The organism is Cupriavidus sp. Agwp_2 (genome assembly GCF_040784895.1).
Lineage (GTDB): Bacteria > Pseudomonadota > Gammaproteobacteria > Burkholderiales > Burkholderiaceae > Cupriavidus.
This window is the reverse complement of record NZ_CP088084.1, coordinates 335,366-347,652: the sequence shown is the minus strand read 5'-3', so window position 1 is coordinate 347,652 and position 12,287 is coordinate 335,366. Positions and strand designations below refer to the sequence as shown.

General features: G+C 66.9%; 9 protein-coding genes. 3 read left to right on the top strand and 6 right to left on the bottom strand.

What is annotated here, in order from left to right; genetic code table 11:
* Positions 1 to 42 precede the first annotated feature (42 nt).
* The 3 genes from LPA45_RS19350 to LPA45_RS19340 all read right to left on the bottom strand — a co-directional run bounded on the left by LPA45_RS19350 (position 43) and on the right by LPA45_RS19340 (position 3,663).
* Positions 43 to 639: an AraC family transcriptional regulator gene (locus LPA45_RS19350; protein WP_116322718.1), complete on the bottom strand. Its 597-nt coding sequence runs from the start codon at positions 637 to 639 to the stop codon at positions 43 to 45.
* A 176-nt stretch (positions 640 to 815) separates the two neighbouring features.
* Positions 816 to 1,646 carry an enoyl-CoA hydratase/isomerase family protein gene (locus tag LPA45_RS19345; protein ID WP_116322719.1) on the bottom strand — a complete coding sequence of 277 codons (831 nt, stop codon included), beginning with the start codon at positions 1,644 to 1,646 and terminating at the stop codon, positions 816 to 818.
* Positions 1,647 to 1,722: 76 nt separating this feature from the next.
* Positions 1,723 to 3,663: an AMP-binding protein gene (locus LPA45_RS19340; protein WP_317920588.1), complete on the bottom strand. Its 1,941-nt coding sequence runs from the start codon at positions 3,661 to 3,663 to the stop codon at positions 1,723 to 1,725.
* Positions 3,664 to 3,936: 273 nt separating this feature from the next.
* Here LPA45_RS19340 and LPA45_RS19335 point away from each other — a divergent pair, with 273 nt between their 5' ends.
* Positions 3,937 to 5,025, top strand: a complete 1,089-nt coding sequence (locus LPA45_RS19335; protein WP_116322721.1) for a porin — start codon at positions 3,937 to 3,939, stop codon at positions 5,023 to 5,025.
* A gap of 310 nt (positions 5,026 to 5,335) precedes the next feature.
* A complete protein-coding gene (locus tag LPA45_RS19330; RefSeq protein ID WP_116322746.1) occupies positions 5,336 to 5,764 on the top strand; it encodes an NUDIX domain-containing protein in 429 nt (142 codons plus the stop codon).
* Here the strand turns inward: LPA45_RS19330 and LPA45_RS19325 are convergent.
* The 3 genes from LPA45_RS19325 to ilvD all read right to left on the bottom strand — a co-directional run bounded on the left by LPA45_RS19325 (position 5,761) and on the right by ilvD (position 9,417).
* Positions 5,761 to 6,045, bottom strand: a complete 285-nt coding sequence (locus LPA45_RS19325; RefSeq protein WP_317920587.1) for a DUF3574 domain-containing protein — start codon at positions 6,043 to 6,045, stop codon at positions 5,761 to 5,763. The genes LPA45_RS19330 and LPA45_RS19325 overlap by 4 nt on opposite strands.
* Before the next feature lie 265 nt (positions 6,046 to 6,310).
* Positions 6,311 to 7,363, bottom strand: coding sequence for an alpha/beta fold hydrolase (locus LPA45_RS19320; protein WP_116322723.1), 1,053 nt, complete (start codon positions 7,361 to 7,363; stop codon positions 6,311 to 6,313).
* Between the two features lie 194 nt (positions 7,364 to 7,557).
* A complete protein-coding gene (ilvD, locus tag LPA45_RS19315; protein WP_317920585.1) occupies positions 7,558 to 9,417 on the bottom strand; it encodes a dihydroxy-acid dehydratase in 1,860 nt (619 codons plus the stop codon).
* Between the two features lie 320 nt (positions 9,418 to 9,737).
* Here ilvD and ligD point away from each other — a divergent pair, with 320 nt between their 5' ends.
* On the top strand, positions 9,738 to 12,263 hold the full coding sequence (ligD, locus tag LPA45_RS19310) for a DNA ligase D (protein WP_317920584.1): 2,526 nt from the start codon (positions 9,738 to 9,740) through the stop codon (positions 12,261 to 12,263).
* The last annotated feature ends 24 nt before the right edge of the window (positions 12,264 to 12,287 follow it).

Here is a 12,287-nt window from a genome sequence, read left to right as displayed (position 1 = left end):
AATGCAGTGCCGGGTGGCGGGGAAGCGACCGCGCCGTGCGGCTCAGGCTACCGAACGGTGCCGTTCCGGGGCGCGAGGCAGCGCGAGCCGACGTGCCGCATGCATGGACAGGCCAAAGCGGTCGTAGAAGGCGCAGTCGAGGTCGCTATTGGCGGGCCAGCCGGCAAAGCGCGCCAGGTTGGCCGTCGCCACATGCCCCGACATGGCTTCGAACAGCACGCGCATCAGCCGCTGCGTCCGGCACAGGTCGGTCAGCGCCGTGCCCTGCGCGAACAGCGTGCGCCGGACCTGCGCGGCAGACATGTCGAGCCGTCCGGCGATGAACGCGGCGCTCCAGGCGTATTGCGGCTGCAGGAACACCCGCTTGCAGATGCGGTGATGCAGCGGCGCCTGTGGCGCGGCGGGCATCACGCCGTGGAGTTCGAGGTAGCATGCCGCGGGCTGCGCGCCGCAGCCGTCAAGATGGAGATCAACGGCTTCGAACGGCGCGACCGCGATCTCCTGGCCCGGCAGCAGCACGCGTTCGTAGCCGCGCCGCCTGACCACCGCCCGTCCCTGCGTGGCGGCGACCGACAGCGGGAAGGCCAGCAGCAGCCGCTGCAGGCTGACATGCATGGGGGACTGCAGATGGACTTGCATGATGGCTCGGAAAGCGGTCTGTGACGATGACTATCATCGCCGCCCGCGAGAATTCCTGCCTCTGCAATTTCCGAACGCCCCATTCGCCGCCACCGCACGGGGCGCTCGCAGATGCTGCCGGATTCAGCCGCGGGACCGGTCGCGGGACCGGCCGAGGAAGGCTGCTACGCAAGCACTCAGGCTGACGTCGTGGTCGGGAACACCGGCGCGCGCTTCTCCCGGAACGATGCCACGCCCTCCTTGACCTCCGGGCCGCCGAAGCCGAACATCTCCAGCGCCAGCGACGCGTCGAAGGTCGGGCCCGCCTGGCGCAGCCAGTTGTTCAGCGAATACTTGGTCCAGCGGATCGCAGAGGGTGCGCCATTGGCCAGGCGCGTGGCGATCGACACCGCGGTGTCCTGCAGTTCCGCCTCGTCAACGGCCAGCGACACCAGTCCCATCTGTTCGGCCTTCTCGCCGCTCACCGGTTCGCACAGCAGCAGGTGGTACTTGGCCTTGGCCATGCCGCACAGCAGCGGCCACACGATCGCGGCGTGGTCGCCGGCGGCAACGCCCAGCCGCGTATGCCCGTCCACCAGCCGCGCGGTGCGTGCCGCCACCGAGATATCGGCAAGCAGCGCCGCGACCAGCCCCGCGCCGACGGCGGAGCCGTGGATGGCCGAGACGATCGGCTTGGCGCAGTTGATGATGTTGTAGACCAGGTCCTTCGACTCACGCCAGACGCGCGCGCGCGCCTCGAAGGAATCGATCATCTCCTCGACCATATCGAAATCGCCGCCGGCGGAGAATGCCTTGCCGGCGCCGCACAGCACCACGGCGCGAACGCTGGGATCGGCGTCGATATCGCGCCAGACGCGGGCGATCTCATCATGGCCGCGCGCATCCAGCGCGTTGAGCCGCTCGGGGCGGTTCAGCGTGATGCGCAGCACGCCATCGCCGGGGCGGTCGAATGCCAGGCTGGAATAGTGCTCGTAGGCCGCGCCAGGCGCGGTGTTGCTCTTCGACATGGAATCTCCTGAATAAAAAATGCGGGACGTGTGCAGCGAACAAGGAAATGCACACGCCCCGCGAGTCAGTACGCGCTCAATGCGCCGCGGCGGCGCGGATCTCTTCCAGCGCGGGCGGGTTGTCCAGCGCGGACAGGTCGCCCGCGGGCAGGCCGGTATAGACGCTGCGGATCACGCGGCGCATGATCTTCGAGCTGCGCGTCTTGGGAAGTTGCGCGACCACGTGGACCACCGACGGGCGGAACGGACGTCCCAGCCGGCCGTCGACATGCGTGCTGACGGCCGCTGCCAGCGCCTCATGCGACTGCGTCATGGCAGCCGATGGCACCAGGAACACCACCAGCTTCTGTCCCTTGACCGGGTCGTCGACCCCGATGGCGGCGGCTTCGGCGATGTCGGGCAGTTCCAGCAACACGTCTTCGATCTCGGCCGGGCCGAGGCGCTTGCCGGCAAGCTTGATGGTGTCGTCCGAGCGGCCCATCATGAACCAGCTGCCGTCTTCGCGGCGCAGCGCCAGGTCGCCATGCACCCAGATGCCCGGCACGGTGTGCCAGTAGGTGTCGAGATAGCGTTCATCGTCCTGCCAGAACGACTGCGTCATGCCGACAAAGGGCCGGCGGATCGCCAGTTCGCCCACGGCGTTGGTGAGCGGCTTGCCATCCGCGTCGACCACGTCGGCCGCCACCGATGGCGACGCGGTATTGAATCCGGCCGGGCTGATCGGCTTGACGATCACGCTGGACAGCAGCGCGCCGGAGACCTCGGTGCCGCCGGTGTAGTTGATGACCGGGCTGCGGCCACCGCCGAACGCCTGCTGGAACCACAGGAAATGCTCGGGCGCGATGCTCTCGCCCGCGGTGATCAGCAACCGGACCGTCGAGGTATCGCCTTGCGTGGCGACCGCTTCATTGGCGGCCAGGCCGCGGATCAGCGTCGGCGCCGAGCCGAAATGCGTCACGCCGTAGCGCTCGACGATGCGCGACATGCGCGACCAGTCCGGGTAGTCGGGGGCGCCGTCGTAGCAGACCAGCGTCGCGCCGCGCAGCAGCGCGCACGACATCACCAGCGTGCCGGCGACCCAGCCCATGTCAGCCGGCCAGCAGAACACGTCCTTCGGGCTCAGGTTAAAGTGGATCGCCGCGTCATGCGCGATCTTCATCGGGAAGCTGCCGTGCGTATGGACGGTGCCCTTGGGCTTCCCGGTGGTGCCCGAGGTATAGATGATCATGAAGGGATCATCCGGCGACATGACCGCAGGCGCGGCATCCGGCTGCGCACCGGCGACCTGCTGCCAGTCCGCCACCTTGCCGCCGAAGGCGATGTCCTCGCCTGCATGCTTCCAGACCGTGGTGCCGAGTTCCGGCAGGCGCGACAGCGCCTGGTCGACCAGGCTGCGGGTATCGACCCACTTGCCTCTGCGCGAGAAGCCGGTGGTAGCCACCAGCGCGCTGGCCGAGCACGACTCGAGGCGCGACACGATCGCATCGACGCCGAAGCCGCTGAACAGCGGCACCGCCACCGCGCCGATCCACGCGATGGCCAGCGCCGTCACCGTGGCCTCGACGCCGTTTTCCATCAGCAGGCCAACACGGTCGCCACGCCGGATGCCAAGGGCTTTCAGGCCGCCGGCAAAGCCGGCCACCTTGCGCGCCAGGTCGGCGTAGCTCAGCTGCTCGACCGCACCGCCCTCCTTTTCTGCCACCACGGCGGCCCGCGACGCCATCGCGGCATCGTCGGCCCAGCGCAGCGCGGACTTGACCCAGTTGAGCTTTCCGCCTGGAAACCACCGCGGAAACGGCTGCCCCCTGGAAGCGTCGACGTATTGCTCGTACGGCACGTCCCAGACCATGCCGCAGTAGTCGATGACGGCGTTCCAGTACGCGTCCGGCTTTTCATTCGAGAACGCCAGCAGCGCGTCGTAGTCCTTCAGGCCCAGGCGCGCGGCCAGCGCCGATACGTTCGCCGTGGCGATATCGTCGCTTGTCGGGACCCAGTCATTGTGCAGAGAATCACTCATCGGAAATCCAGCGGTAGGGTTGCACGGTTGCCGCGGCGCGATACGGCAGGGCCGGCTCGTGCCGCGTCGGCAGCGCCTTGGGACGCTCGCCATCGCATGGATTCAGCGTGCTCGCCGGCCTGGCCGCAGTCAACCGGCATGGGCGCGTTGTGCCGTACTTTGAAACGGCGCCGACGGGATTTTCATTGCACGGCACAATTGCGGCGTGCGCTTTGACGCGCCCCCATGGCATCTCCAGACTCCGCCCACACAAGACCACAACGGAGGAGATGCATGAAGACCCGGATCTACGCAGCAATGCTGTTATCGGCGGCCGCGCCATTCGCCGCCGCGCAATCGTCCGTCACGCTGTACGGCGTGGCGGATATCGGACTGGAATACCTGAGCCACGCCAACGCCGCCGGCGACAAGCTGTTCCGCATGACGTCCGGCAACGTGTCGGGTTCGCGCTGGGGCCTTCGCGGCGTCGAGGACCTGGGCAGCGGCATGAAGGCGGTGTATGCGCTGGAAAGCGGGTTCGAACTCGACAGCGGCGTTTCCAGCCAGGGCGGCCGGCTGTTCGGGCGCCAGGCCTTTGTCGGGCTTGACCACCAGTGGGGGCGCCTGACGCTGGGCCGGCAGCAGAACGCGCTGTTCGACCTGCTGATCAACTACGAGCCGATGGTGCTGGCGGCCCGCTACTCGGCGCTGGCGATCGATGCCAACCTGGCGGGCCGCTATGACAACACCGCCAAGTACACCGGCAAGTTCGGTCCTGTCACCGCCACCGCGCTGTACAGCTTTGCGCGCGGCACCAGCATCACCAGCGGCGGCACCACGACACTGGCGACCGAAGTGCCCGGCGACGTGAAGAGCGACCGTGCCTTCGGTGCCGGGCTCGAATATGCCGGCGGCAATTTCGGCGCCACCCTCATCTACGACCAGCAGCAAGGCACGCGCGGCATCACCGGCCAGAACTCGGGCCAGACCGACCGGCGCATCGCGGCGGCGGCAAATGCCAGCTTCGGCAGGTCGACGGTGCTGGCGGGCTACCGCTGGTTCAATGGCGATATCGGCGTCGCGCCGGGTTCGCCGCAGCGCCGCAACGACCTGTTTTGGCTGGGCTACCGCTTCCAGGCGACGCCTGCCCTGATGCTGACCGGAGCCGGCTACTACCTGAACAACAAGCGCAACGGGCAGGATCCGTGGATGCTGGTGGCATCGGCCAACTATGCGCTGTCCAAACGCACCGACGCGTTCCTGAACGTTGGCTACGTGCGCAACAAGGACAACTCCAACCTCGGCCTCAACGGCTTCGGCAGCACCGTCACGCCGGGCGAGAACCAGACCGGGGTGATGGTCAATATCCGGCATAAGTTCTGACGGCCGGGGAGTGGCCCGCTGCCTGTCCGGTTCTGGAGCACCTACCGGGCATCGCCATCGATGCTGGCCGATGTGCGGCCCGGCACGCAATGACCACCGGAAGCGTCACCGATCCGATCCAATAGTCATCGGCCGCTGGTGGTATTTCCTCCAGGCGGGCACCTGCACGCCCGACTCCCCTTGCGGGTGCCTCATGGTTCGCTTGATCTCCCCGCGGTAGCGCCGGAAGATGGCTTGTTGTGACACAAGTCCCGGACCCATGGCGTTCCGGGTGGCGCAAGTCCGCGCAAATCCTTACAGGGACATTCAGATGACACCAACCAAAGCCTGTCCGATTGTCCTCAGACGCACGCAGAACCGTGTGGAGATCCTCGCCTTCGAGCATCCCCTCTCCGGATTCCAGATCGTCAAAGGCACGATCGAGCCTGGCGAACCCCCGGCAGATGCCGCAGTGCGCGAACTGCGCGAGGAGTCAGGGATAACGGGCGTGGCTACGGCCGACCTGGGCTTGTGGGAATCCGGATTCGAACAACAGATATGGTCGCTCCATCTCTGCGAGCCAACGCAGCCGCAGCCGCTGCCGGACACCTGGGAGCATCACACCGCCGATGATGACGGCCATGTGTTCAGGTTCTTCTGGCATCCCTTAGGCGAGGCTCCATCCGAGCAGTGGCAATCGTTGTTCAGGGATGCGCTTTCCGTCATCGGCGAGCGACTGGCAAGGATGGGAAAGTCCTAGAGCGACATGCAGGCGTAGCTGCGGACCCTGAGCACCGCTTCCTGCTGGAAGCTGGTTTTGTACTCGCTGGCGATGGCGCGTGCCGCCGCCTCGCTGCGCTCGTCGGGGGCATGCATCAGGCTTAGCACGCGCGTGGCCTCGCTGACGACCTTGCCGTTTGCGCCGCGCCATTGGCCGGAAGCCGGCCAGACCGTGAAGCCGTCCGGGAAGCGCGGTGCCACGGAGGTTTGAACGAAGGCGTCCCATTCCGCCTCCGACACCGTTCCGCCGGGCTTTGCCATGCCGAAGTACAGCAATTCGCTGATCGCCGCCTGTTCTCCGGCCGGGCATGTGGGAGATGGCGCCGTTGCGCAACCGGAAAGCGCGGTTGCCAGCGCGATGGCGATGGCATTCCCGGCACGAGACGAAGGCAGGCAACGAATCTGCATCCGTGCAGATTAGTGCAGCGTCCAGCCTTCGTAAATGGCAAACGCGGTGAACGCGGTGAACGCGGTGAGTGGAGTGAACGATGCCGGATCCGCCTGCCTACCGGCATCCCTCCATGCCTCAGCGGCTATCAACGTCCAATACCGCCTGCGCAAACGCCACCGGCGCCTCGTGCGGCGGATTGTGGCCGATCCCGCCGGTCAGGTCGCGGTGCTCATACGGCCCGGTGAACTTGCTCGCATACGAACTGGGCGTCGGATGCGGCGCGCCGTTCGCGTCGCCTTCCATGGTGATGGTTGGCACGCTGATGGTCGGCGCGGTGGCGAGGCGCTTTTCGAAGTCGTCGAACCGCGCCTCGCCGGCAGCGAGACCCTGGCGCCAGCGGTAGTTGTGGATGGTGATGGCAACGTGATCCGGATTGTCCAGGGCAACCGCGCTGCGATGGAAGGTGGCATCGTCGAACTCCCATTTCGGCGACGCCAGTTTCCAGATCAGCCTGGCAAACTGGTGCGTGTATTGCTGGTAACCGGCCTGGCCACGGTCGGTGGCGAAGTAGAACTGGTACCACCATTGCAGTTCGGCCTCCGGCGGCAGCGGCTTCTTGCCGGCGGCCTGGCTGCCGATCAGGTAGCCGCTGACCGAGACCAGCGCCCGGCAACGGTCCGGCCACAGCGCGGCCATGATGCCGGCGGTGCGCGCGCCCCAGTCAAAGCCGGCGACCACGGCGGTCGGGATGCGCAGCGCGTCCATCAGCGCGATCATGTCGGCAGCGATGGCCGACGGCTGTCCGTTGCGCATCGTGGCAGACGACAGGAAGGTGGTCGAGCCGAAACCGCGCAGATAGGGAATGATCACGCGATAGCCGCGTGCCGCGAGCAGTGGCGCCACGTCGGCAAAACTGTGGATGTCATACGGCCAGCCGTGCAGCAGCAGCGCGACGGGCCCGTCGGCCGGGCCGGCTTCGGCGTAGCCGACGTTGAGTACCCCGGCGTTGACCTGGCGGATCGCCGCGAAAGTCTTATGGGTGCCTGGCGCGGTCGGCGGCAACGGGGCCGTCTTGCGAAATCCGGCCTGGGGCTGGGCGGCATGCGACAGGCTGACGTGCGCGGCGGCCAGCGTCAGGGCGGCGGCGCCCAGGAAGCCGCGGCGCGGCAGATCGATGGTTGTTGACATCCTTTTCTCCTAGCAAGTGATCGAACCGAAAACGAGTCTAGGAGGCGAAGGCAAGCGCAATGTGTCGAATTGCAGGGGGTCTTGTATCCGCATGTATCTGGGAGCACATGTCAGATACGCCGATACAAAATCGGCGCAAGAAAAAGGCCGCTCCGGAGAGCGGCCTTCTGCCGAGCGCGAAATCCGCGCGGGCGTCAGTCGTCCAGCAGCGACAGGTCGCGCACGGCGCCCTTGTCGGCCGACATGACCAGCTTGGCGTAGGCCTTCAGCGCCGCAGACACCTTGCGCGGGCGCGCCTTGGCCGGCTTCCAGCCCTTGGCGTCCTGCTCTTCGCGGCGGCGCGCCAGTTCCTCGTCGGACACCAGCACGTCGATGGTGCGGTTGGGGATGTCGATGCGGATCTTGTCGCCGTCGCGCACCAGGCCGATCGCACCGCCGGCTGCCGCCTCGGGCGAGCAGTGGCCGATCGACAGGCCCGAGGTGCCGCCCGAGAAGCGGCCGTCGGTCAGCAGCGCGCAGGCCTTGCCCAGGCCCTTGGACTTGATGTAGCTGGTCGGGTACAGCATTTCCTGCATGCCGGGGCCGCCCTTGGGGCCTTCGTAGCGCACGATCACCACGTCGCCGGCCTTGACCTTGTCGGCCAGGATGTTTTCCACCGCTTCGTCCTGCGACTCGGTGACATGCGCCGTGCCCTCGAACACCAGGATGCTCTCGTCCACGCCGGCGGTCTTCACCACGCAGCCGTCGAGCGCGATATTGCCCGTCAGCACGGCCAGGCCGCCTTCCTTGGAGAACGCGTGCTCGTAGGAGCGGATGCAGCCCTCGGCGCGATCCAGGTCCAGGCTCGGCCAGCGCGTGTTCTGGCTGAACGCGACCTGCGTCGGAATGCCAGCGGGGCCGGCCATGTAGAAGGTGCGGACCGCTTCGTCCTGCGTGCGGCCGATGTCCCACTGCTCCAGCGCATCCTTGAGCGTCGGGGCGTGGACCGTCGGCACGTCGGTATGCAGCTTGCCGGCGCGCTCCAGCTCGCCCAGGATCGCCATGATGCCGCCGGCGCGGTGCACGTCTTCGATGTGGTACTTGTTGGTGTTCGGCGCCACCTTGCACAGCTGCGGCACGACGCGCGAGAGGCGGTCGATGTCGTCCATGGTGAAGTCGATGCCCGCTTCCTGCGCGATCGCCAGCAGGTGCAGGATGGTGTTGGTCGAGCCGCCCATGGCGATGTCCAGCGTCATGGCGTTCTCGAACGCCTTGAAGCCCACCGAGCGCGGCAGGATGCGCGCGTCTTCCTGCTCGTAGTACTGGCGTGCCAGTTCCACCACGCGGCGGCCGGCGCGCTTGAACAGTTGCTCGCGGTCGGCGTGGGTGGCGACCACCGTGCCGTTGCCCGGCAGCGACAGGCCCAGCGCTTCAGTCAGGCAGTTCATGGAATTGGCCGTGAACATGCCCGAGCACGAACCGCAGGTGGGGCATGCGGAGCGCTCCACCTCGGCCACGTCGGCGTCGGAATAGGCGCTGTCGGCCGCCATCACCATGGCGTCGACCAGGTCCAGCTTGCGGAACTCCATGGTCTTGGTGACGGGGTTGGCCAGCCGCGTCTTGCCGGCTTCCATCGGGCCGCCGGAGACGAAGATCACGGGGATGTTGAGGCGCATCGCGGCCATCAGCATGCCCGGGGTGATCTTGTCGCAGTTGGAGATGCACACCATGGCGTCGGCACAGTGCGCGTTGACCATGTACTCGACCGAGTCGGCGATGATGTCGCGGCTGGGCAGCGAGTACAGCATGCCGTCGTGGCCCATGGCAATACCGTCGTCGACCGCGATGGTGTTGAATTCCTTGGCCACGCCGCCGGCAGCCTCGATTTCGCGCGCGACCAACTGGCCCAGGTCCTTCAGGTGCACGTGCCCGGGCACGAACTGGGTGAACGAATTGACCACCGCGATGATGGGCTTGCTGAAATCTTCGTCTTTCATGCCGGTGGCACGCCACAGCGAGCGGGCCCCCGCCATGTTGCGGCCGGCGGTAGAGGTTTTGGAACGGTATGTGGGCATTGTTTTGCTAAGGAATGTCGCCAGAAAGGTTGCGGGCCACGGGATGACCGGCCCTGCGCGCGCCCGTGCGGACAACCTCTTGAGCTGCGCCCTGGGCAAACCGGGGATTATCCCATAACAGGTCGGGAATCAGGCCCCCGGCGAGGCAGCGGGCCGAGAGCCAGCGGGAAAAACCTCAAACAGGCATGCCGATAACCGCACTTTCCCCCCGCACTTTCCCCCCGCGCGTAAGACGCCGCCCGATACACCGCCTCCGTGGCACCCCCTAGACTTCTTGAATCGCGGGCGCTCTCGTGGCGCGGCTGAGGCGCGTGAGTCTTATGGCAACGAATGCAAGGGCGACAACGGCCAGGCGCCGCGCAGCGGAGCAGCCGGACAGCCTCCAGGACTACCAGGAAAAGCGGAATTTCCACATCACCCCCGAGCCTGCCGGCTCTCGGCGCAGGGGTAAGGCGCAGCCGTTGCGTTTTGTCGTGCAAAAGCACTGGGCCCGGCGCCTGCACTACGATTTCCGGCTCGAACTGGATGGCGTGCTGCTGAGCTGGGCCGTGCCCAAGGGACCCAGCTACGATCCTGCCGAAAAGCGCATTGCCATCCATGTCGAGGACCACCCGCTTGACTATGCGGACTTCGAAGGCGAGATTCCGCCGAAACAATACGGCGCCGGCGCGGTCATCGTCTGGGACCGCGGCACCTGGGCGCCCGTCGGCGACGCGCATGACGGCATGGCGGCCGGCAAGCTGGTGTTCGACCTGTCCGGCGAAAAGCTGGCCGGCCGCTGGGAACTGGTCCGCATCGCCCGGCCGGGCGACAAGTCGGAACAATGGATTCTCTTCAAGAAGCGCGACGCTTGGGCGCGCCCGTTGTCGGAGTTCGACGTACTGGCAGCGCTGCCGGACAGCGTCATCGCCAGGCCGCTGGGCGCGTTGAACGCATCCGGGCCGGGCGTCGTCGAAGACGCGGCCGAGGCCATCAGGCACGCGCCACGCGCGCCGCTCCCGGCAAGACTGACGCCGCAGCTCGCCACGCCCTCGCCCACGCTGCCGGACGGCGCCGGCTGGATCATCGAAACCAAGTTCGACGGCTACCGCATCCTGGCGAGGATCGACGATGCCCGCGCAACGCTCTACACCCGCAACGGCCATGACTGGACCAGGAAGCTGGGCTCGGTGGCCGCCGAAATCGAGAAGCTGGATATCTCGCAGGGCTGGCTGGATGGCGAGATCGTCGTGCTGCGCGATGGCATGCCGGATTTCAATGCACTGCAGAACGCCATCGACGGGCATCGCCACGATGCGATCGTCTTCTTTGCCTTCGACCTGCCCTACTGGGAAGGGCGCGACCTGCGCGGCTTGCCATTGTCCCAGCGCCGGGAAAAGCTGGCCGAGCTGGTCGGCGCGCGCACCGACCGCGTCCGCTTCAGCGAGGCCTTCGAAGCGCCGCCCGCGCAGATGTTCCAGGCGGCGTGCCGGCTGGGGCTGGAAGGGCTGATGTTCAAGCGGGCGGACGCGGCCTACGTTTCGGCGCGCACGCAGAGCTGGCTCAAGACCAAGTGCAAGCTGCGCCAGGAGTTTGTCATTGGCGGGTTCGCGGACCGCGAAGGGTCGAAGACTGAAATCGGCAGGCTGCATCTTGGCGTCTATGACGAGGGCGATGAAGGCGGCCTGCTCTACGTCGGCGGCGTCGGCACCGGCTGGGATAGCGAGATGGCCGCGAAACTGCGCAAGCGGCTGGCGGCATTGCAGGTTGACGACAGCCCGTTCGCGACCGAGGCGCGTGCTAGCGGGCGCTGGGGCCGCGGCCGTGCTGCGCCGGGGCGATGGGTCAGGCCAACCCTCGTGGCGGAGATCGAGTTCTCCGACTGGACCCCGGAAGGACAGATCCGCCACGCCTCCTTCAAGGGCCTGCGCAGCGACCGCCCCGCCAGGTCGGTCCGACGCGAAGCGGTCCAGACCGCCGTGACGCCGCATGGCATGGCCGCCATCAAGGTCACCAACCCAGATCGCATCATCGACAAGGCCAGGGGCATCACCAAGGTCGAACTGGTGCGCTATTACGAGAGCGTCGCCAGCCTGATGCTGCCGCACCTCGCCGATCGCCCGCTGTCGCTGGTGCGCGCGCCGGAGGGCATCGACGCGCCGACGTTTTTCCAGAAGCATGCGGAGACGGCAATGCCGGGGCTGACCGAACGCCCCGCGTCGCTCTGGCCCGGCCATGGCGCACTGCTGACGGCCGACTCGGCCGACGCCATCGTCGCCGCGGCCCAGATGAACGTGGTCGAGTTCCACACATGGAATTCCACCGCATGCCATATCGACCGCCCTGACCGTGTGATCTTCGACCTCGACCCCGGCGAGGGCGTGGCGTGGGAGTCGATGCTCGAAGCCGCCATGCTGGTACACACGCTGCTGGATGAACTCGGCCTGCAGTCCTGGCTGAAGACCAGCGGCGGCAAGGGCCTGCACGTGGTTGTGCCGCTGGCGCCGCACCGCTCGTACGACGAGGTCAAGGCGTTTTCGCGGGCCGCAGTGCAACACCTGGCGGCCACCCTCCCCCAGCGCTTCACTGCCCGCTCCGGCGCGGCCAACCGCAAGGGGCGGATATTCGTGGACTACCTGCGCAACGGCTTTTCCCAGACCACCGCGGCCGCGTTCTCGGCCCGCGCCAGGCCGGGGCTCGGGGTATCCATGCCGGTGTCGTGGGAGCAACTTGGCAAGCTGAAAAGTGGCGCACAGTGGACGATCCGTGATGCCCGCGAGTACCTCAGCTTCCAGATCGCCGACCCGTGGCAGTCCTATTGGGACACAAGCCAGACTTTGACCGCCGCCATCGAGCGCTTAAGCTGATTCCAGCCGTATTGCATTGCGGAG

Excerpts from the sequence above, each read along its gene's own strand:
- LPA45_RS19350 (WP_116322718.1), bottom strand. The coding sequence starts at position 639 with ATGCAAGTCCATCTGCAGTCCCCCATGCATGTCAGCCTGCAGCGGCTG.
- LPA45_RS19345 (WP_116322719.1), bottom strand. The coding sequence starts at position 1,646 with ATGTCGAAGAGCAACACCGCGCCTGGCGCGGCCTACGAGCACTATTCC.
- LPA45_RS19340 (WP_317920588.1), bottom strand. The coding sequence starts at position 3,663 with ATGAGTGATTCTCTGCACAATGACTGGGTCCCGACAAGCGACGATATC.
- LPA45_RS19335 (WP_116322721.1), top strand. The coding sequence starts at position 3,937 with ATGAAGACCCGGATCTACGCAGCAATGCTGTTATCGGCGGCCGCGCCA.
- LPA45_RS19330 (WP_116322746.1), top strand. The coding sequence starts at position 5,336 with ATGACACCAACCAAAGCCTGTCCGATTGTCCTCAGACGCACGCAGAAC.
- LPA45_RS19325 (WP_317920587.1), bottom strand. The coding sequence starts at position 6,045 with ATGGCAAAGCCCGGCGGAACGGTGTCGGAGGCGGAATGGGACGCCTTC.
- LPA45_RS19320 (WP_116322723.1), bottom strand. The coding sequence starts at position 7,363 with ATGTCAACAACCATCGATCTGCCGCGCCGCGGCTTCCTGGGCGCCGCC.
- ilvD (WP_317920585.1), bottom strand. The coding sequence starts at position 9,417 with ATGCCCACATACCGTTCCAAAACCTCTACCGCCGGCCGCAACATGGCG.
- ligD (WP_317920584.1), top strand. The coding sequence starts at position 9,738 with ATGGCAACGAATGCAAGGGCGACAACGGCCAGGCGCCGCGCAGCGGAG.